At 59.2% G+C, this 19,163-nt stretch carries 13 protein-coding genes, 1 other RNA gene and 3 pseudogenes; 9 read left to right on the top strand and 8 right to left on the bottom strand.

Going from position 1 to position 19,163, the window contains the following annotated elements; genetic code table 11:
- Nucleotides 1-106: 106 nt before the first annotated feature.
- The 5 genes and pseudogenes from ssrA to JN403_RS00540 all read right to left on the bottom strand — a co-directional run bounded on the left by ssrA (nucleotide 107) and on the right by JN403_RS00540 (nucleotide 6,910).
- Nucleotides 107-498: a transfer-messenger RNA gene (gene ssrA, locus JN403_RS00560) on the bottom strand.
- A gap of 113 nt (nucleotides 499-611) precedes the next feature.
- Nucleotides 612-901: pseudogene (locus JN403_RS00555) on the bottom strand (hypothetical protein).
- Between the two features lie 209 nt (nucleotides 902-1,110).
- Nucleotides 1,111-3,920: pseudogene (locus JN403_RS00550) on the bottom strand (FAD-binding and (Fe-S)-binding domain-containing protein).
- 72 nt (nucleotides 3,921-3,992) lie between these two features.
- On the bottom strand, nucleotides 3,993-5,138 hold the full coding sequence (gene lldD / locus JN403_RS00545) for an FMN-dependent L-lactate dehydrogenase LldD (protein ID WP_205484792.1): 1,146 nt from the start codon (nucleotides 5,136-5,138) through the stop codon (nucleotides 3,993-3,995).
- A 65-nt stretch (nucleotides 5,139-5,203) separates the two neighbouring features.
- Entirely contained in the window at nucleotides 5,204-6,910 is a 1,707-nt protein-coding gene (locus JN403_RS00540; RefSeq protein WP_205484791.1) for a lactate permease LctP family transporter, read from the bottom strand.
- 414 nt (nucleotides 6,911-7,324) lie between these two features.
- On the opposite strand from JN403_RS00540, the gene JN403_RS00535 reads away from it, so the two are divergent.
- Complete coding sequence (locus tag JN403_RS00535; protein WP_122535409.1) at nucleotides 7,325-8,092, top strand: GntR family transcriptional regulator; 768 nt, start codon at nucleotides 7,325-7,327, stop codon at nucleotides 8,090-8,092.
- 81 nt (nucleotides 8,093-8,173) lie between these two features.
- Here JN403_RS00535 and smpB read toward each other — a convergent pair whose 3' ends face one another.
- Complete coding sequence (smpB, locus tag JN403_RS00530; RefSeq protein WP_065987620.1) at nucleotides 8,174-8,656, bottom strand: SsrA-binding protein SmpB; 483 nt, start codon at nucleotides 8,654-8,656, stop codon at nucleotides 8,174-8,176.
- A gap of 127 nt (nucleotides 8,657-8,783) precedes the next feature.
- On the opposite strand from smpB, the gene JN403_RS00525 reads away from it, so the two are divergent.
- Genes JN403_RS00525 through JN403_RS00515 form a run of 3 tightly spaced genes read left to right on the top strand, consistent with a single transcriptional unit; the run spans nucleotide 8,784 to nucleotide 10,942 of the window.
- Complete coding sequence (locus JN403_RS00525) at nucleotides 8,784-10,187, top strand: sodium-dependent transporter (RefSeq protein ID WP_205484790.1); 1,404 nt, start codon at nucleotides 8,784-8,786, stop codon at nucleotides 10,185-10,187.
- A gap of 7 nt (nucleotides 10,188-10,194) precedes the next feature.
- Nucleotides 10,195-10,629, top strand: coding sequence for a type II toxin-antitoxin system RatA family toxin (locus JN403_RS00520; protein ID WP_065987619.1), 435 nt, complete (start codon nucleotides 10,195-10,197; stop codon nucleotides 10,627-10,629).
- Nucleotides 10,622-10,942, top strand: a complete 321-nt coding sequence (locus tag JN403_RS00515; protein WP_205484789.1) for an RnfH family protein — start codon at nucleotides 10,622-10,624, stop codon at nucleotides 10,940-10,942. The genes JN403_RS00520 and JN403_RS00515 overlap by 8 nt, the downstream gene beginning before the upstream one ends.
- Nucleotides 10,943-11,029: 87 nt before the next feature.
- On the opposite strand, the gene JN403_RS00510 is transcribed toward JN403_RS00515, so the two are convergent.
- Nucleotides 11,030-11,554, bottom strand: coding sequence for an outer membrane protein assembly factor BamE (locus JN403_RS00510; RefSeq protein ID WP_122535412.1), 525 nt, complete (start codon nucleotides 11,552-11,554; stop codon nucleotides 11,030-11,032).
- Nucleotides 11,555-11,652: 98 nt separating this feature from the next.
- Here JN403_RS00510 and fur point away from each other — a divergent pair, with 98 nt between their 5' ends.
- Complete coding sequence (gene fur / locus JN403_RS00505) at nucleotides 11,653-12,060, top strand: ferric iron uptake transcriptional regulator (protein ID WP_065987616.1); 408 nt, start codon at nucleotides 11,653-11,655, stop codon at nucleotides 12,058-12,060.
- 108 nt (nucleotides 12,061-12,168) lie between these two features.
- Here fur and recN read toward each other — a convergent pair whose 3' ends face one another.
- Nucleotides 12,169-13,842 (bottom strand): DNA repair protein RecN, encoded by a 1,674-nt coding sequence (gene recN / locus JN403_RS00500; protein WP_122622784.1) that lies wholly within the window; start codon nucleotides 13,840-13,842, stop codon nucleotides 12,169-12,171.
- Nucleotides 13,843-14,119: 277 nt separating this feature from the next.
- On the opposite strand from recN, the gene grpE reads away from it, so the two are divergent.
- The 4 genes and pseudogenes from grpE to dapB all read left to right on the top strand — a co-directional run bounded on the left by grpE (nucleotide 14,120) and on the right by dapB (nucleotide 18,974).
- Complete coding sequence (gene grpE, locus JN403_RS00495) at nucleotides 14,120-14,686, top strand: nucleotide exchange factor GrpE (protein ID WP_205484788.1); 567 nt, start codon at nucleotides 14,120-14,122, stop codon at nucleotides 14,684-14,686.
- Between the two features lie 59 nt (nucleotides 14,687-14,745).
- Entirely contained in the window at nucleotides 14,746-16,707 is a 1,962-nt protein-coding gene (dnaK, locus tag JN403_RS00490; RefSeq protein ID WP_205484787.1) for a molecular chaperone DnaK, read from the top strand.
- Nucleotides 16,708-17,028: 321 nt separating this feature from the next.
- Nucleotides 17,029-18,157 (top strand): annotated as a pseudogene (gene dnaJ, locus JN403_RS00485) (molecular chaperone DnaJ).
- A 10-nt stretch (nucleotides 18,158-18,167) separates the two neighbouring features.
- A complete protein-coding gene (gene dapB / locus JN403_RS00480; RefSeq protein WP_205484786.1) occupies nucleotides 18,168-18,974 on the top strand; it encodes a 4-hydroxy-tetrahydrodipicolinate reductase in 807 nt (268 codons plus the stop codon).
- The last annotated feature ends 189 nt before the right edge of the window (nucleotides 18,975-19,163 follow it).

Below are 19,163 nucleotides of genomic sequence, written 5' to 3'. Positions count from 1 at the left end.
GGCTGGAACTCAAAAAACCTCTGCGGAGCCCATTAGCCCTTAAACCCTTGATTTCACTGGATTTCAGGCACAAAAAGACGTCCGTGGACGTCTTTAGATGATGAAGTGGTGGAGCCGGGGGGATTTGAACCCCCGTCCGCCAGTACTCCGCTTTCGGGCCTACATGCTTAGCCGTGTCTATTAAGTTAACCCTCAGCGACCCGACGGGCAGGGTGCTTTGGGCGAGCTGTGTAAGTTTTAGCCGATTCGTCCACAGCGTACTGCACGGCGATCCTGTTCTATATGACAATCACTTTGGGTTTACAGGCATCCCCTGGTGATTGCTGGAGCCGAAGCTACCAGAAGGAAGGCTAGCACCGCTTACGCGGCGAGAGCTTGTTCCCCGTAGGTTTCGTCATTGGCAACTATAGAAAGTTGCAACAGTGGATTTACGACTTCTGTTACCAAGTCGGCATGCCCCTAGAGTTTCATCACCGGCGTCGAATCCTAATCGGCCCCAATTCTGCTGCTCTAGCAGTCAGGCGGCGGAGTCTACCCGAATCAATGAGATACGTCGACCGTTCGCCTGACATTCCGCTCGCGACGGCGTTGGGCCAGTCGCGATTCGGTCATTACTTGGCGGCACCGCCGTCGCTGCCGTCACCGCCGGTTTTCAGCTCGGTGATTTTCTTGGTGGTGATCGAGATGCACTCTTTGTCATTGCCGCTTTTTGCGCGGCAGTGGCATCGGCGACGGTTTTTTCAATGTCAGTCTTGCTGTCGCCGGTCAGGTTGGTGGTGGTCGACGCCTCAGCATTTTTCAGTGCCGCGATGTTCGCGCCGCACAGGTCATCAGCAGCGAAGACCGGGGAACCCAACAGTGCAGCGGTAAGAAACAGTCCAGTCAGTGCGGTGCGCTTCATGTGTATCTCCTTGAGCCTGTTGACTCGGTATCGCCGACTGATTCCGCCGGTGCCCGAGATAGAGGAAAAAAGCGCCGAATGGGTTGTGGCGCTTAAAGAGATGGACTGCCGGCCATCGCAGGGGTTCTATTTTTTTCACAGTGCTGTGAAAAAGCCACGTTGCCGGATGTTTCGAGATTATGGGGCGATCTCCGCCCCATTTGTGTGCATCAAGCGGTTCTTGGTTGCGTCACCCTGTCCACGAGATAGACCAGGCCGTGGTAGTCGATACCGCCGTGTTGCGTGAGCCCGATCTCACACGTGCGGCTGGTCGAAATGCCTTCTTCGCAGAACTGAACAGCGTCTTTCAACGAGCGCAGCGCATGGGCATTCAGCTCGGGCGTGGTGAAGCCTTTGTCCCCGCAAACCCGCAGCAATGAATGCCCTCGGGAATGACCACATTCACGCTGCACATCCGCGCGAGGTCGATCAGCGCCTGGCTCTCGCCCAAGTGTTGCGTGCTGCAGGTGACGTGAACAGCGATGGGCGCCTGCTGCGGGGTGAACACCAGTCTATCCAGCAGGTGAGTACGGATGAAACGCACTGGATCGTAAAGGTCGAGTCGGGTTTCCCTGAGGTCCTGAACCAGGCGCAGCGTGCAGGGACTGGTGTCGCAGTAGATCGGATCGAGCCCGCCGCGGCTGGCCTTGGTCAGCGCGGCAAGCAGTTGCTGACGCTTGTCTTCCGCCTGTTCGGCGTAGCCCTTCGAGGCGAAAGGCTGGCCGCAGCACAGGCTGTCCTGGTCTTCCGGAAACACCACCTGATAACCGGCTTTCTCCAGCAGCTTTTGGGTTTTGTCCATCAGCGACATCTGTTCGCGATCACCTGCCGCAGGCCCCATGACACGGGACACGCAGGCCGCCAGATAAACCACACGAGGGCGCTGATCTTCAACCGGCGGGGAGAATCGAATAGCGTTCTCGGGCTGCGGCATGGCGGGCGTCCACTGCGGCACGCGGCCTGAGGACGCCTTGCTCAGCGCGCTGGATATCTTCGCAAGCCTCGGTGCGCCAAGCAGCATGCGGGCGCCATTGGCCGCATGCAGCGTAAATCGAGCGCCCTTCATGGCTGTCGCAAAGTGCTGACCGATCCAGCTGGCGGCCTTGTCATGATGCGCTTGCTGCCCGCGAAGCTTCTTCACCAGCTCGCCGGTATTGATGCCGACCGGGCAACGCTGCGCGCACAAACCGGTGGCGGCGCAGGTGTCGATGCCCAGGTATTGGTAGTCGCGCTCCAGCTGAGTTGTGTCGGTGCCTGCGCGTTTCTTCGCCTGAATGTCGCGCCACATGACGATGCGTTGCCGTGGGCTCAGGGTCAGCCCTTTCGACGGACACACCGGTTCGCAAAAGCCGCACTCGATGCATTTGTCGATGATCGCATCGGCAGCGGGCATGGGTTTCAGGTGCTTGAGGTGCACCTGCGGATCTTCACTGAGCACGACGTCGGGATTGAGGATGCCAGCGGGGTCGAGCAGCCGTTTGAGTTGCCACATCAGCGCGTAAGCCTCGCGGCCCCACTCAAGCTCCACGAAGGGCGCCATGTTGCGGCCGGTGCCGTGTTCGGCTTTCAGTGAGCCATTGAACTCCACGGCCACCAGGTGCGTGACGTCGTCCATGAAGGCTGAATAGCGCGCGATCTCCTTCGGATCGTTGAAGCCCTGAGTGAAGACAAAGTGCAAGTTGCCCTCCAGCGCGTGGCCGAACAGGATCGCTTCGTCGTAGCGGTGCTTTTCGAACAGCTCGATCAATCGCCGAACGCCGATGGCCAGTTGCTCGACGGGGAAGGTCACGTCTTCGATGATCACGGTCGTACCGGTCTCACGCACCGCGCCGACGGCCGGGAAGGTGTCTTTGCGAATGGCCCAGAGCCGGGCGTTTTCGGTCGCGTCTTCGGTGAAATCCACCTGCTTCTCGACCGGGAAATGCGCGATGGACGCCATGACCTGCGCCAGTTGCTCGTGCAGTAACGGTCGGGTCGCGGCGCGGGCTTCGATCAACAGTGCGCAGGCACCCTCCGACAGCTCACGAACGAATGCCGGCATGCCTGGTTTGTTCTGCACCGAGCGTAGGCTGCGTCGATCAAGCAGTTCGACGGCAGCGACCGGCTGGGTTTTCAGAACCGTCACCGCGTTGCAGCAGGTTTCGATGTCGGGAAAGACAATCAGCGCCGTCGCCTTGTTCGGGTGATCGGGGACCGTGTCGTAGGTCACCGCGCTGATGAAACCCAGCGTGCCCTCCGAGCCCACCAGCAGATGGCTGAGGATGTCGAGGGGCTCGTCGAAGTCCACCAGGGCGTTCAGCGACAGGCCGCAGGTGTTCTTCAGGCGGTACTTGTGGCGGATCTTTGCAGCGAGTTCGGTATTCGCGCGGGTCTCGCGACCCAGTTGCGCAAGGCGCTCCAGCAGCTCGGCATGGCTGAGTCGAAAGGCATCGACGCTAGCAGCATCTTCCGTGTCCAGGCGGGCGCCGTCGGCGAGCACCAGCCGAATGCCAGCGAGGGTGTGGTAGGTGTTCTGAGCCGTGCCGCAGCACATTCCGCTGGAGTTGTTGGCGACGATGCCGCCGATCTTTGCCGCATGCATGGACGCCGGGTCCGGACCGATCTTGCGTCCGAATGGCGCCAGCCAGACGTTGGCCTGTGCGCCGATGACGCCGGGTTGCAAACGGATCTGCGCACCTTGCTCACGTATCTCACGACCATTCCAGTTGTCGCCGAGCACGATCAACACCGAGTCGCTGATCGCCTGACCCGAGAGGCTGGTGCCGGCTGCGCGAAAGGTCACCGGGACTTTATCGGCCTGCGCCAGTTTAAGCAGCGTCACGACTTCATCTTCAGATTCGACGCGGATGACCAGCTTGGGGATCAGCCGATAAAAGCTGGCGTCGGTGCCGAACGCCAGGGTCGAGAGCGGGTCGTCGAAGCGTCGACCGGCAGGAATGAGGCTGTTCACACCGGCCAGAAACGCGGCGGGCAAAGTCATGCGGTTTTCCTCATCGGGCATCTCGGTGGGGCTGCGGCCTCTATCGGGCCGCATGCGGGGAATCGGCGCGAGTCAGGCGCCCAGTTCGCGGACCAGCGAATCACGGGTGATCTCGCTGATCGACTTGGCGCCGGTAAGGACCATTGCGACGCGCATTTCCTTCTCGAACAGATCCAGCAGGTTTTTCACCCCAGCCTCGCCGTGGGTGGCCAAGGCGTAGATGAACGCGCGGCCGATCAGCACGGTGTCGGCACCGAGGGCAATCATGCGCACCACATCCAGACCGCTGCGAATGCCGGAGTCCGCGAGAATCTTCAGATCGCCTTTCACTGCGTCGGCAATGGCGGGCAGCGCACGGGCGCTGGACAACACACCATCGAGCTGGCGGCCGCCGTGATTGGACACGACGATGCCGTCGGCGCCGAATTTAACGGCGTCGCGTGCGTCTTCCGGATCGAGGATGCCCTTGATGATCATCGGGCCGTCCCAGGAATCGCGAATCCATTCCAGGTCTTTCCATGAAATCGACGGGTCGAAGTTGTTGCCCAGCCAGGCGATGTAATCGGTAAGCCCCGTGGGATTGCCACGATAGGCCGACACGTTACCCAAATCGTGGGGCCGGCCGTTGATGCCGACGTCCCACGCCCACTGCGGGTGAGTCATGGCTTGCAAGACGCGGCGCATCGGCCCGCTTTTGCCGCTCATGCCGGAGTGCGCATCACGGTAGCGAGCGCCCGGGACAGGCATGTCGACGGTGAACACCAGTGTTTTCACGCCGGCGGCTTTGGCTCGCTCCAGCGCGTTGCGCATGAAACCGCGATCCTTCAGCACATACAGCTGAAACCACATGGGCCGCTTGATCGCCGGGGCGACTTCTTCAATCGGGCACAACGAAACTGTCGACAGCGTGAACGGAATGCCTTTGGCATCTGCAGCGCGGGCGGCCTGGACTTCGCCACGACGGGCATACATGCCGCAGAGGCCAATCGGTGCGAGTGCCATCGGCATGCTCAGGGTTTCACCGAACAGCGTCGTCTCCAGACTCAGCTCGGACATGTTCTTCAGGATGCGCTGGCGCAGCGCAATGCTGGCCAGATCTGAGACGTTGTGGCGCAGGGTGTGCTCGGCGTAGGCGCCGCCGTCGGCGTAGTGAAACAAAAAGGGCGGGAGCTTGCGCTGGGCGGCGGCGCGGTAGTCGGTAGAGGCAGAAATGATCATGGGATCTCGCAGATGAGTGAGCGGGGCCACAGCCGGGCGCTGAAAAGCACCCGGCGCTCGTCTGATTAATGAACCAGCATGCCGGTGAACCAGTACGCCTGTGCGTAGGTGATGCAGCCAACGATGGTGGCAAAGAAAATGCTGTGCTTGAGAGTGAAGCGGAACAGGTCGGATTCTTTACCCACCAGGCCAGTCGCCGCGCAGGCCACCGCGATCGATTGCGGGGAAATCATCTTGCCGGTCACGCCGCCGCTGGAGTTCGCCGCGACCATCAGCACGTCACTGACGCCCAGTTGATGCGCAGTGGTGGCTTGCAAAGAGCCGAACAGCGCATTCGACGAGGTGTCGGAGCCTGTCAGGAACACGCCCAGCCAGCCGAGAAACGGCGAGAAGAACGGGAACGCGCTGCCCGTCCCCGCGAGGACCAGTGCCAGCGTCGAGGACATGCCGGAGTAGTTCATGACGAAGGCGAAGGCCAGCACCATGCCGATGGACACGATGGCCCAGCGCAGTTCGATCAGCGTTTCTTTGAAAGTGACCACACCTGTTTTAGGGGTAATGCGCAGCACGATCATCGCCAGAATGGCCGAGATCAGAATCGCGCTGCCCGAGGCGGCGAGCAGGTCGAACTTGTACACCGCCGGCATGGCCGTCGGGTTGGCGACAATCGGCGCCATCTTCATGACCAGTTGATCCAGATGAGGCACCGGGAAGTTCATGGTCAGTGCCTGCAGCGGACCGCCCGCAGCGAACAGCGCCTTGAACGGCTTCAGCGTCCAGATCGTCACGACAACGGTAAGAATCAGGAAGGGCGACCAGGCTTTGATGATGGTGCCTGCCGAGTACGGCGATTTCTTGGTGGTGCGCGGCTGACCAAAGCCCCCTGGATTGCCTGGGCCTCCGGCCATGACCGCAGCACCGCCGGACGCACCGACGACTTTCGCATCGGCTGAGCGTGCTGGCTGCCAGACTTTCAGGAAGAAGGTCAGGGATACGAGGCTAACCAGTGCGGAGGTAATGTCAGGCAGTTCCGGGCCAATGAAGTTGGAGGTCAGAAACTGCACGATGGCGAAGCTGCCGCCTGCGACCAGCGCTGCGGGCCAGGTCTCTTTGACGCCTTTCACGCCGTCCATCATGAACATCAGCCAGAACGGCACGAATACCGACAATAGCGGCAATTGACGACCGGCCATGGCGCCGATCTTGAACGGGTCGAGGCCGGACACCTGGCCTGCCACGATGATCGGGATTCCCAGTGCGCCAAACGCCACCGGTGCGGTGTTGGCGATCAGGCAGAGGCCGGCGGCGTACAGCGGGTTCAGTCCCAGCCCGACCAGCAATGCGGCGGTGATCGCCACCGGCGCACCGAAGCCCGCCGCCCCTTCCAGAAATGCGCCGAAGCAGAAGCCGATCAGCAAGACCTGAATGCGTTGATCGTCGGTGATCGACATGACCGAGCTGCGGATGATTTCAAACTGGCCGCTTTTGACCGTCAGTTTGTAGAGAAACACCGCCGCAATGATGATCCACGCGATGGGCCACAGGCCATAAAGGAACCCATAACCGGCGGACGCGACGGCCATGTCGGCAGGCATCTGGAACGCGAAGATCGCGATCAAAATGGCGAGCAGCAGCGTGATCGCGCCTGCGATGTGGCCCTTGAGCCGGAATATCGCCAGCGCCAGAAAGAAGAAGACGATCGGAATGACAGCTGCCAGCGCCGAAAGGCCCAGGCCGCCAAGAGGTGTGTAGAGCTGTTGCCAGGTTTGCATGTATGAGGCCCCTAATTGTTTTTGGTTAGGCCCGGTGTCCATGTCTTACGTGCGCGGCTCCTGCAGGCGACAACTGCTTTTCTGTCTTCCTGTCGGCGCTGACGAACGAGTCGCACAGCTCACCAGCTCAAGCGTTCCGCCGTCGGGAAGTGCCTGCGGCGCAGTACGGTGGTAGCCGTCCGGCGCCGGCATTGTAAATTGGTAATACCAATTTACAATGTCTTGGAGCTAGGTTAGAAGCCTTGCTGACGGTGTGTCAATTTATGACGCGTAAACTTTCGTAGTAGCTCGCCCGCATTTCGACTGAGAGGGGATTTCTCCTACACCTGACGGGTGAATGTCTGATCGCGATCGGCGAGAATATGCGCCCCGCATCACGTCAGACGGGGCTGCCGGGTTGTGGAGTGAAGGGTTATGGGCTTTGATCAGGTGCGCCAGCGCCGCTTGTCCGACGAGATTGTCGAGCAGCTGGAAAGGATGATTCTGGAGGGCACGTTGAGCTCCGGCGGTCGTCTGCCAGCTGAGCGAGCGCTTGCCGAGCAGTTTGGGGTGTCACGTCCCTCGCTGCGTGAGGCTATTCAAAAGCTTACGGCCAAAGGGCTGCTGGTCAGTCGGCAGGGCGGCGGCAATTACGTCGTTGACAGTCTCGGGTCCACATTCAGCGATCCGCTGCTTCATCTGTTGGAGAGCAGCCCGGAAGCCCAGCGCGACCTGCTCGAATTCCGCCACACCCTGGAAGCCTCCTGCGCTTATTACGCGGCCATACGTGCAACCGATGTCGACCGGCTAAGGCTGCGTGAAGCGTTTGATGCGCTGCAGGATTGCTACAGCCGTGCGGAAGAAGTGAGCCGTGCGGAGGAGGGCGCTGCAGATGCCAGCTTCCACCTCGCCATCGCCGAAGCCAGCCATAACGCTGTGTTGCTGCACACGATTCGTGGCTTGTTTGATCTGCTGCGGCGCAGCGTGGTCACCAACATCGGCGGCATGTACAAACAGCGCGCAGAAACCCGCGACATGCTGATTGATCAGCATCGTGAGTTGTACATGGCGATTATCGAAGGGCGGGCGGACGATGCCCGAGAGGTGTCGAGCCGTCATTTGCTGTACGTACAGGAGGTGCTGGAGGAAGTGCGCCAGCAGGTTCAGCGCACTGCGCGGGCCGAACGGCGGAACCGGATTTGAAGAGGTTGCACGGCGCCGGAGTGGTTGCGGGCCGTGCGTCATCTACAGGCGCTCCTTTTCGAAGCGACAAGAAAGACTGAATCAGTCTTCCTTGCCCTTGTTCCGCACCGCGCGTTGCAGCTCGCGATTGGAGTCGCGTTCGCGCTCGGTGTCGCGCTTGTCGTATTCCTTCTTGCCTTTGCCCAGAGCAATCTCGCACTTGATCAAGTGCTGCTTCCAGTAAAGGGCAAGGGCCACGCAGGCATAGCCTTTTTGCTGAACAGACGACGTCAGCTTTTCCAGCTCGCGCTTGTTGAGCAACAGTTTACGGGTGCGTGTCGGGTCAGCGATGACGTGGGTACTGGCTGTCGTCAGTGGCGAGATATGGCTACCCATCAGCCAGGCCTCACCGTCTTTGAGCAACACGTAACTGTCAACCAGCTGCACCTTGTTGGCACGCAGGCTTTTTACTTCCCAGCCAGCCAGGACCAGACCGGCCTCGAACTTGTGTTCGATGAAGTAATCGTGACGCGCCTTTTTATTTTGCGCGATGGTCCCTGTGGGATGTTTCTTGAGCTTAGCCATAGGCGACGCATTATAGGGATCAACGGGCGTCTCGGCTATGGGCTCGCGCGCTGAAGCTGCGTGCTTGAGCACGTGGAGTGAATCCCGGACAATGCGCGATCTTTTTTGCGTGTTGGACGTGTCAACGATGTCGACGGACAAGGTTTCGGTTCACGGGAGTTGGGCCAGTCGCTGGGTGTTCATCCTGGCTGCCACCGGCTCTGCCGTGGGGTTGGGAAGCATCTGGAAATTCCCTTACATGGTCGGCGTCTACGGCGGTGGTGCGTTCGTGCTGGTGTTTCTGGCGTGCATCGCCCTGATCGGAATTCCGGTGATGATTGCCGAGACGCTCATCGGTCGCCGCGCACGGCAGAGCCCGGCCAACGCGCTGCGTTCGCTGGCACTCGCCGCCGGGTATTCGTCGAAGTGGTCCTGGGGCGCGTTTGCCGGCATGGTCACCGCGTTGTTGATCCTCTCTTTTTATAGCGTCGTCGGCGGCTGGTCGCTCGAGTACATCATTGATGTCGGCAAAGGCGATTTCAAGGGCGTGACGCCTGACGGTGTCGGTGCCTATTTCGGCGAGATGATCGCCGATCCATGGCGTCTGGTGGGCTGGCACACGCTGTTCATGCTGCTGTCCGCGATCACCATCGCCAAGGGCGTCAACGCCGGGCTTGAGCGCAGTTTGCGCATCCTGATGCCTTTGCTGTTCGTGCTCATCGTGATTTTGCTGGGCTACAGCCTGACCACCGGGCATTTCATGGAAGGCGTGCATTTCATGTTCGACTTCACGCCCGAAAAGCTGCTCGATGGTCTGCTCCCGGCCATGGGCCACGCGTTCTTCTCACTCAGTGTGGGCGTCGGTTCGATCATGATCTATGGCGCCTACATGACCAAAGAGGCCTCGATCAGCGCAACCGTCGTGGGCGTGGCATTGCTCGACACGTTCGTGTCACTGCTGGCGGGCCTTGCATTGTTTCCGATTGTGTTCGCAGCCGGCCTCAACCCAAGCGAAGGGCCGGGCCTGATGTTCGTTACGCTGCCCTACGCGTTTGGTAACGTCGCGTTTGGTACCGTCATGGGCGTGGTGTTCTTTATCTTGGTCGCCGTCGCGGCCTGGAGCTCGGCCATTTCCTTGCTCGAACCCATGGTCGCGTACTTGGTCGAGCGCACAAAGGTTCGCCGCGGCTGGGTGACTTTCTGGCTATCGTTTATCTGCTGGTTCGTCGGGTTGGGGACGGTGTTCTCGTTCAACATCTGGAAGCAGGCCAAATTCTTCGTGAACGAAGGCGCCGGCTTCCATCTCTATCAGTGGGGAGCGTCGTCGGGACTGGATTTCTTCGGCGTGATCGATTTCTTCACCTCGCGGATCATGCTGCCGCTGGGTGGTTTGTGTTTTGTGGTATTCGCAGGTTGGGTGATGGGACGCGGCGCGGTGCGTGACGAATTGTCGGTACGCAGCCCGGTTCTGTTCGCTTTAACGTTCTTTTTGATGCGCTATGTGGCGCCGATCGGCATCGTGATTGTCTTTGCCGCTCAGCTTTGGAAATGACGCTGACATGACTACGCATATTCAACGTTCCGCCCTTTTGCCATATCCCGCCCAGGCGCTGTACGACCTGGTCAATGACGTGAGTCGCTACTCCGAGTTCCTGCCCTGGTGCTCCGGCGCCAGTGTGCTGGAGCAGAGTGATACCTCAATGCGTGCGCGTGTCGAGATCGCCAAAGGCGGTTTGAGCCAGCACTTCGTTACGCGTAATACTCTGACGCCCGGGCAAACCATCGAGATGAATCTGGAGGAGGGGCCCTTCAGCCAGCTTCACGGTGTCTGGACTTTCAAGGCCCTGAATGAAAAGGCCTGCAAGATCAGCCTGGACTTGTCGTTCGACTACAGCGGCTCCATCGTACGCGCGACCTTGGGGCCGCTGTTCAATCAGGCCGCCAACACGTTGGTTGACGCGTTCTGCCAGCGAGCCAAAGAGCTGCATGGCTGAGCCGATGATTCGGGTCGAGGTGGTCTATGCCGCCGTCGACCGTCAGGCACTGCTAGCACTGGACGTGCCCCTCGGAACATCGGTACGTGCCGCAGCCATCGCGTCGGGCATGGCCGAGCGCTTTCCCGAGCTGGATCTTGCACACTGCCCCTTGGGCATTTTCGGCAAGCTTATCGATGGGCCGGAGCAGCACGAATTGGAGGCCGGTGACAGGGTTGAGATTTATCGCCCGTTGCTGGCCGATCCGAAAGAGATACGGCGTCTGCGTGCTTTAAAAGCTGCGGCTTCAAGAAGGGCGCAAAAACCGATTTAATTTTCTCATCGGCTCGATTGAGAGACGTAAAAAAGCCCGGGATGTCCGGGCTTTTTTATGCGGCTGATTCCACAAGGAAACGGTGGCTCAACGCGGATTCGTATCCAATGGTTCCTGGGAAGGAATGGGCACGGTTTCGACTTTGTCGACGTCGTTTTGAATCTGCTCAAGCAACGAGCCAGGCTTCGGTGGCTCTTCCTTCGGCGGCTCTGTCCCTTGGTTTTCCGGGGTGACAGTTGTATCGCTGCCCTTGCCGAGAATGGCTTCGTCGCGGCTGACACCCGGCTTGAAGTCACCTGACAGACTCGCCAACTGGTCGTTGCCGTTGAAGATAAGGCTCACGCGCTCCTGCTGGCGTTCGCCACCACCAGGCTGCAGGCTGTACAGATAGTCCCAGCGTTCAGGGTGGAAAGTGTCGGTCAACAAGGGGTTGCCCATGATAAACCTTACTTGCCGACGGGTCATTCCCGGGCGTAACTGGTCTATCATGTCCTGCGTGACGACATTGCCCTGTTGGATGTCGATTTTATAAACCCCGGGGAATGAACAACCGGCGAGTGCGAGCAGTCCCACAAAGGTGAAACTGGTTAGCAAGAGCTTGGTGTTTTGCATCGGTGGGCGACTTCCACTATCTTGGCTGGGACAACGTAAACCCCGATCATACCTGCATTAAGAGAAGCTGCGAAGCAGCGTCTGCGAGAAAGCTGACCATGGTTGAAAATAGCGAACTACGCAAAGCCGGACTAAAAGTGACCCTGCCACGGGTCAAGATCCTTCAAATGCTCGATTCTGCGCAGCAGCGCCACATGAGCGCAGAGGACGTCTACAAGGCGCTGATGGAGGCCAACGAAGACGTCGGTCTGGCAACGGTTTACCGAGTTCTGACTCAGTTCGAAGCAGCCGGATTGGTGGTTCGCCACAACTTCGATGGCGGCCACGCGGTATTTGAACTGGCTGACGGAGGCCACCACGACCATATGGTCAACGTGGAATCCGGTGAGGTCATCGAGTTCTTCGACGAAGAGATCGAAAAACTGCAAAAAGCCATTGTGAGCAAGCACGGCTTCGAGCTGGTGGATCACAATCTGGTGCTCTACGTACGCAAGCAAAAGGTGTAAGCCTCTTGTGAAGTACGACAAAGGCGACCTTCGGGTCGCCTTTGTCATTTCTGCGCTCCGCAATCGGCGGCGGGGATCGGTATGGGCCGGCCTAGGCCCTTACGGTCATCACGACTTCGAGGTGACCACCATCTTCTTGGCATGGGCGAGCGACTCCTTGGTCAGGTCGATCCCTCCCAGCATTCGTGCCACCTCCTCCACCCGTTCATTCTTGCTGAGCTTGGAAACCGCAGTGCGCGTGACGTCCGCGTCCCGGACCTTGTGCACAAACAGGTGTTGATGTCCTTGAGCTGCGACTTGGGGCAAGTGAGTGACGGTCATGACCTGGCCGCGTTCGCCAAGGCGGCGCAGCAGCTGACCTACGATTTCAGCCGTAGGGCCGCCGATACCGACATCCACTTCGTCAAACACCAGCGTCGGAACCCGGGATGTCTGCGCGGTGATCACCTGAATCGCCAGACTGATCCGCGACAGCTCACCGCCCGACGCCACCTTCGCCAGCGCTTTGAGTGGCTGGCCCGGGTTGGCGCTGACCAGCAGTTCAACTTGCTCCAGCCCATTGGGTGACAGCTCTTTGTCTACGTTCTCGCGCAGCTCGATATTGAAACGGCCGCCCGGCATGCCGAGCCGCTGAATTTCGTGCTCGACCTTGTGGGCCAGTTCCGGCGCAGCGCGGTGACGCAGGTCGCTCAGCTCGCGCGCCTTCTCTTGATAGTGCCGCGCGTAAGAACCTACCTCGTGTTCCAGTCTCTCGATCGCTTCATCATTGGCGTTGAGGGTTTCGATCTCGTCGAGCAACTTCTGGTGCAGCGCTGCAACCTCGGTTGGCTGCACGCGGTGTTTGCGTGCCAGCGTGTAAATAGTGTCGAGGCGTTCTTCGATCTGCTGCAGGCGGGCAGGGTCGGCTTCGAAGCGATCAAGGAAGCGATTGATCTCGCCGACGGCTTCTTCAACCTGGATCTGCGCACTGGAGAGCAGATTGGTTGCTTCATTCAGCGCGTCGGGAGTGTTGTTCACGCTGCTGAGTCGGTTGAGGCTGGCGGTTAGGGCGTTCAGCGCATTGCCGGAATCGCTTTCACTGCACAGTTCGACCACTTGCCGGCAGATGCCCAACAGACTCTCGGCATTGGTCAGCGTGGTGTGTTCCTGCTCCAGCCGCTCGAGCTCATTTTCGCCGAGGCTCAGGCTCTCTAGCTCTTCAAGCTGGTAGCTCAGCAACTGATGCTTGGCACGCTGCTCGTCGCCAGAGTTGGAAAGACGCTCTAGCTCCTGACGGGTTTGCCGCCACCGCTGGGAAGCCAGTTGCACCTGGCGTGCGAGGTCGGTGGCGCCCGCATATTCGTCCAGCAGTCGCCGATGGGTGTCGGTCTTTAGCAGCGATTGATGCTCGTGCTGGCTGTGAATGTCGATGACCAGCTCGCCAAGCGCTTTCAGGTCGCCCTGGGGGCAGGGTGTCCCATTGATATAGGCGCGTGAGCGGCCTTCGGCAGTGATGACGCGACGCAGAATGCAGGGGCCGTCGGTTTCGAGGTCCCGCTCCTTCAGCCAGGCGCTTGCTTCTGGGATATCCGACACGTCGAAGGTCGCCAGTATGTCTGCCTTGTCGGCACCTGGCCTTACAACACCACTGTCGGCGCGATCGCCAAGCGTCAGCCCGAGCGCGTCGAGCATGATCGATTTGCCGGCCCCGGTTTCCCCGGTGATCACACTCATGCCGCGATCAAGTTCGAGATCGAGATGTTCAACGATGGCGTAATTATGTATGGACAGGTGGACCAGCATCAGAGCGGCTCCCAAACAATTTGTCTGGTTATTTATACAGTGTTTTGCTTTGGGCTGACAATGCCCGGCCTTAGCTCGATTTGATAGGTCATAGCAATTTTTTAGCATCAATCCTGAATTTCGCCAGCGCGCATAGCCGCCGATCTCATGTCAGCACATTTGTAGGGTTATTCAGCCGATCCTGCACCCAGGCCCCTTGAACACGGAAATTACGACCCCATATAGCCGGGCAGAGGCGTGAGTTGAGCTCACGGATGTAATTAGAAGGAGAGAATTTATGGCTGACGAACAGAACCCGGACATGCAGGCCCAGGATCAGGCTGCTGACACGGCGACTTCTCAAGATGATCTGGCAACCCGCGTGCAAGTGCTTGAAGAACAGCTGAAGGCGGCGCAGGACCAGTCTCTGCGTGTAGCTGCGGATCTGCAGAACGTCCGCCGCCGTGCTGAGCAGGATGTAGAGAAGGCGCATAAGTTTGCGCTTGAAAAATTTGCCAGCGATCTGCTGCCGATCGTTGACAGCCTTGAGCGTGGCCTGGATTTGTCCAACCCGGATGACGAGAGCATCCGGCCCATGCGTGAAGGCATCGAGCTGACGTTGAAGATGTTCTACGACACGCTCAAGCGCTACCACCTTGAAGCCATTGATCCACACGGCCAGCCATTCAACGCCGAGCACCATCAGGCAATGGCGATGCAGGAAAGCGCTGAAGTGGAGCCGAACAGCGTGCTCAAGGTTTTCCAGAAGGGTTATCAGCTCAATGGCCGTTTGCTTCGCCCGGCCATGGTCGTGGTCAGCAAGGCGCCATCGCCTGTTTCGCCGTCTATTGACGAGCAGGCTTGAAATTAGCTGAGTGGCCCCCATTTACAGGCCAAGCGTTTAAGAATTACCGCAATTTGTAAATGCAGTTGCGGCAACCAAATTTAAGTTTCGGGAGATTCAACATGGGCAAGATTATCGGTATCGACCTGGGGACCACCAACTCCTGCGTCTCGGTTCTGGAAAACGGCGTCGCCAAGGTCATCGAGAACGCTGAAGGCGCTCGTACCACCCCTTCGATCATTGCGTATGCCAATGACGGCGAGATTCTTGTTGGTCAATCGGCCAAGCGTCAGGCTGTTACCAACCCGCACAACACGCTGTACGCAGTGAAGCGCCTGATCGGCCGTAAGTTCGACGAAGAAGTCGTTCAGAAAGACATCAAGATGGTGCCGTACAAAATCGCCAAGGCTGACAACGGCGATGCGTGGGTAGAAGTCAACGGCAAGAAAATGTCCGCTCCTCAGATTTCGGCTGAAATTCTGAAGAAAATGAAGAAGACCGCTGAGGACTACCTCGGCGAGGCAGTGACGGAAGCGGTCATCACCGTTCCGGCTTACTTCAACGACAGCCAGCGTCAGGCCACCAAAGATGCCGGTCGTATTGCCGGTCTGGACGTCAAGCGCATCATCAACGAACCAACCGCAGCCGCACTGGCATACGGTATGGACAAAGCGAAGGGCGACCACACCGTCATCGTTTATGACCTGGGTGGCGGTACGTTCGACGTCTCCGTTATTGAAATCGCTGAAGTCGATGGCGAGCACCAGTTCGAAGTGTTGGCCACCAACGGCGACACCTTCCTGGGTGGTGAAGACTTCGACAACCGCCTGATCGATTACCTGGTCGACGAATTCAAGAAAGAATCCGGCATGAACCTGAAGGGTGATCCGCTGGCGATGCAGCGTCTTAAAGAAGCTGCCGAGAAAGCCAAGATCGAGCTGTCATCGAGCAATTCGACCGACGTTAATCTGCCGTACATCACTGCAGACGCTACCGGTCCAAAGCACTTGAACGTGAAGATCTCCCGCGCCAAGCTGGAATCGCTGGTTGAAGATCTGGTGCAACGTACCATCGAGCCTTGCCGCATTGCGCTGAAAGACTCGGGTATCGAAATCAGCGCGATTAATGACGTGATCCTGGTCGGCGGCCAGACCCGCATGCCACTGGTTCAGCAGAAGGTCACCGAGTTCTTCGGTAAGGAAGCGCGTAAAGACGTTAACCCTGACGAAGCCGTTGCCATGGGTGCAGCGATCCAGGGTGCGGTACTGGCCGGCGACGTGAAAGACGTTTTGCTGCTGGACGTGAGCCCGCTGACGCTGGGTATCGAAACCATGGGCGGCGTGATGACAGCGCTGATCGAGAAAAACACCACGATTCCTACCAAGAAATCGCAAGTGTTCTCGACTGCCGACGACAACCAGAGCGCAGTGACCATTCACGTGCTGCAGGGCGAGCGTAAGCAGGCGACTCAGAACAAATCCCTGGGCAAGTTCGATCTGGCCGAGATTCCACCAGCACCGCGTGGCGTGCCTCAGATCGAAGTGACCTTCGACATCGACGCCAACGGCATTCTGCACGTCGGCGCGAAAGACAAGGCGACAGGCAAGACTCAGTCGATCGTGATCAAGGCCAACTCTGGTCTGTCGGATGAAGAAATCCAGCAGATGATTCGCGATGCTGAAGCGAACTCGGACGAAGACCGCAAGTTCGAAGAGCTGGCCTCTGCCCGCAACCAGGGCGATGCGCTGGTTCACTCGACTCGTAAAATGATCTCCGACGCTGGCGACAAAGTCACCGCTGAAGAAAAGACCGCTATCGAGGCCGCACTGGTTGCACTTGAAGCCGCTGTGAAAGGCGACGACAAGGCTGCCATCGACGCCAGGATCGAAGAGCTGTCGAAAGTCTCCGCCCCGGTCGCTCAGAAGATGTACGCCGAGCAAGCCGAAAAACCTGAAGGCGGTGCCCAGGCCGCTCAGGAAGAAAGCAAGCCGGCTGACGACGTGGTCGACGCTGAGTTTGAAGAAGTAAAAGACCACAAGTAAGCGCAGGCTCACTTGATCGCCGGTTGACTGCCTTCTAATAGTCGCTGGTAGGATGTCGCCGCGCGGGAGCTTGCTCCCGCGTTGGCGTGTCTGGAACACCCAAAATTTTCAAGCACGCGAAGCTGTATCGCGGGCTTTGTGGCAAAGCCGGATGCTCCTGCACTCCGGCTTGTTCTGCCGCTTTTCACGGTCGATCAAAGGCCGCTGAACCAAGACCAGGATCGTTTAATGACGTGAGTTGGGTCCGGGCCTGAAAGGGCTCAACGAGTCCGGCAGACTCAGGAGGGTCATGCCGGACGTCCTCAAGAGTGCGGAAAATTTATGTCAAAGCGTGATTATTACGAAGTATTGGGAGTGGAGCGTGGCTCCAGCGAAGCCGACCTGAAGAAGGCTTATCGCCGTCTCGCAATGAAATTTCACCCTGACCGCAACCCGGGTGACAAGGCTTCGGAAGACGCCTTCAAAGAAGCCAACGAAGCGTACGAAGTGCTTTCCGATGCCAGCAAGCGCGCGGCCTATGACCAATACGGTCATGCCGGTGTGGATCAGGGCATGGGGGTGGGGGTTCGGCGGCGGTGGCGCCAACTTCTCCGACATCTTCGGCGATGTCTTCAGCGACTTCTTCGGTGGCGGCCGTGCTGGCGGCGGTGGTCGTGGCGGTGCCCAGCGTGGCAGCGACCTTCGCTACACCCTCGAATTGAATCTTGAAGAAGCCGTGCGCGGCACCACCGTCAGCATCCGTGTCCCGACACTGGTCAACTGCAAGCCGTGCGACGGCAGCGGCGCCAAAAAGGGCTCCTCCCCGGTGACCTGCCCGACATGCGGCGGCATCGGCCAGGTGCGTATGCAGCAGGGCTTTTTCTCTGTTCAACAGACCTGTCCGCGTTGCCACGGCAACGGCAAGATCATTTCCGACCCTTGCGACTCCTGCCATGGCGAAGGCCGTGTCGAAGAGTCGAAGACGCTGTCGGTCAAGGTGCCGCCAGGCGTCGATACCGGCGATCGTATTCGTCTGTCGGGCGAGGGCGAAGCGGGCACGCAGGGCGGTCCTACGGGCGACCTGTACGTTGTGATCAACGTGCGTGAACATGCCATCTTCCAGCGCGACGGCAAGCACCTGTACTGCGAAGTGCCGATCAGCTTCACCGACGCTGCGCTGGGTGGTGAGCTGGAAGTGCCGACGCTGGACGGTCGCGTCAAGCTGAAGATCCCGGAAGGTACGCAAACCGGTAAGCAGTTCCGTCTGCGCGGGAAAGGCGTTGCCCCTGTGCGTGGCGGTGGCGCGGGCGACTTGATGTGCCGTGTGGCGGTAGAGACCCCGGTCAATCTCGGCCGTCGTCAGCGCGAATTGCTCGAAGAGTTCCGCGCATCCCTCGAAGGTGACAGCTCTCACTCGCCTAAAGCCAGTGGCTGGTTTGAAGGTGTGAAGCGTTTCTTCGGCGATCTCTAAGGGGCAGGGCATGCGACGCATTGCTGTGATGGGCGCCGCCGGGCGCATGGGCAAGAACCTGATCGAGGCGGTGCAGGATCGTGCGCCGCTCACCGGACTGACAGCGGCAATCGTCCGTCCCGGCAGCACGATGATCGGTGCTGACGCCGGCGAACTCGCATCGCTGGGGCGTATCGGTGTCCAGTTGACCGGTAATCTGGAGCAGGTTATGGACGAGTTTGACGTCCTGATCGACTTCACATTGCCCGACGTCATGCTGAAAAACCTGGCGTTCTGCCGTAAGGCGGGCAAGGCGATGGTCATTGGTACCACCGGCTTGAGCGTCGAACAAAAGCATCTGCTGGTGGAGGCGAGCCGGGATATTCCAGTCGTCTTCGCATCCAATTTCAGTGTGGGAGTGAACCTGTCGTTCAAGCTGCTGGATCTGGCGGCGCGAGTGATGGGTGAAGATGCAGACATCGAGATCATCGAGGCTCATCACCGCAACAAGGTCGACGCGCCGTCGGGTACGGCGGTCAGCATGGGTGAGGTTGTTGCCAATGCCCTGGGACGTGATTTGAGCAAGGTCGCCGTTTACGGTCGTGAGGGCTACACAGGTGTTCGTGAGCGGGAGACGATCGGCTTCGCCACGGTCCGTGGCGGTGACGTTGTGGGTGATCACACTGTGTTGTTCGCCGCCGAGGGTGAGCGTCTGGAGATTACGCACAAGGCTTCCAGTCGGATGACCTTTGCCAAGGGCGCAGTGCGTGCCGCGCTGTGGCTTGATGGCAAGGCGCCGGGTCTTTACGACATGCAGGACGTACTCGACCTGCGCTGAGTCTTCCGGCGCTTAAATATCACCAGTAACAATGCGGGCAGGAGAGGGGCTTTCCCTGTATCCTGCCCGCAGTTTCAAGCCATCACACACCCGCTACGCGATGTCCCGTCGCACTCCCCAGCCCTCAAGGCAATTTTAGCGGTGGATTAAAAAGGCCTCTTTCTGTAAGCTACAGCTTTAGTGTGTCCA

The organism is Pseudomonas sp. 15A4, from assembly GCF_016925575.1.
Classification (GTDB): Bacteria; Pseudomonadota; Gammaproteobacteria; order Pseudomonadales; family Pseudomonadaceae; genus Aquipseudomonas.
The sequence above is the reverse complement of the archived record's forward strand: the minus strand, read 5'-3'. Positions and strand labels throughout refer to the sequence as shown.

What these genes read in the sequence shown, in the direction of transcription:
- lldD (WP_205484792.1), bottom strand. Translation starts at nt 5,138, where the DNA reads ATGATCATTTCTGCCTCTACCGACTACCGCGCCGCCGCCCAGCGCAAG.
- JN403_RS00540 (WP_205484791.1), bottom strand. Translation starts at nt 6,910, where the DNA reads ATGCAAACCTGGCAACAGCTCTACACACCTCTTGGCGGCCTGGGCCTT.
- JN403_RS00535 (WP_122535409.1), top strand. Translation starts at nt 7,325, where the DNA reads ATGGGCTTTGATCAGGTGCGCCAGCGCCGCTTGTCCGACGAGATTGTC.
- smpB (WP_065987620.1), bottom strand. Translation starts at nt 8,656, where the DNA reads ATGGCTAAGCTCAAGAAACATCCCACAGGGACCATCGCGCAAAATAAA.
- JN403_RS00525 (WP_205484790.1), top strand. Translation starts at nt 8,784, where the DNA reads ATGTCGACGGACAAGGTTTCGGTTCACGGGAGTTGGGCCAGTCGCTGG.
- JN403_RS00520 (WP_065987619.1), top strand. Translation starts at nt 10,195, where the DNA reads ATGACTACGCATATTCAACGTTCCGCCCTTTTGCCATATCCCGCCCAG.
- JN403_RS00515 (WP_205484789.1), top strand. Translation starts at nt 10,622, where the DNA reads ATGGCTGAGCCGATGATTCGGGTCGAGGTGGTCTATGCCGCCGTCGAC.
- JN403_RS00510 (WP_122535412.1), bottom strand. Translation starts at nt 11,554, where the DNA reads ATGCAAAACACCAAGCTCTTGCTAACCAGTTTCACCTTTGTGGGACTG.
- fur (WP_065987616.1), top strand. Translation starts at nt 11,653, where the DNA reads ATGGTTGAAAATAGCGAACTACGCAAAGCCGGACTAAAAGTGACCCTG.
- recN (WP_122622784.1), bottom strand. Translation starts at nt 13,842, where the DNA reads ATGCTGGTCCACCTGTCCATACATAATTACGCCATCGTTGAACATCTC.
- grpE (WP_205484788.1), top strand. Translation starts at nt 14,120, where the DNA reads ATGGCTGACGAACAGAACCCGGACATGCAGGCCCAGGATCAGGCTGCT.
- dnaK (WP_205484787.1), top strand. Translation starts at nt 14,746, where the DNA reads ATGCAGTTGCGGCAACCAAATTTAAGTTTCGGGAGATTCAACATGGGC.
- dapB (WP_205484786.1), top strand. Translation starts at nt 18,168, where the DNA reads ATGCGACGCATTGCTGTGATGGGCGCCGCCGGGCGCATGGGCAAGAAC.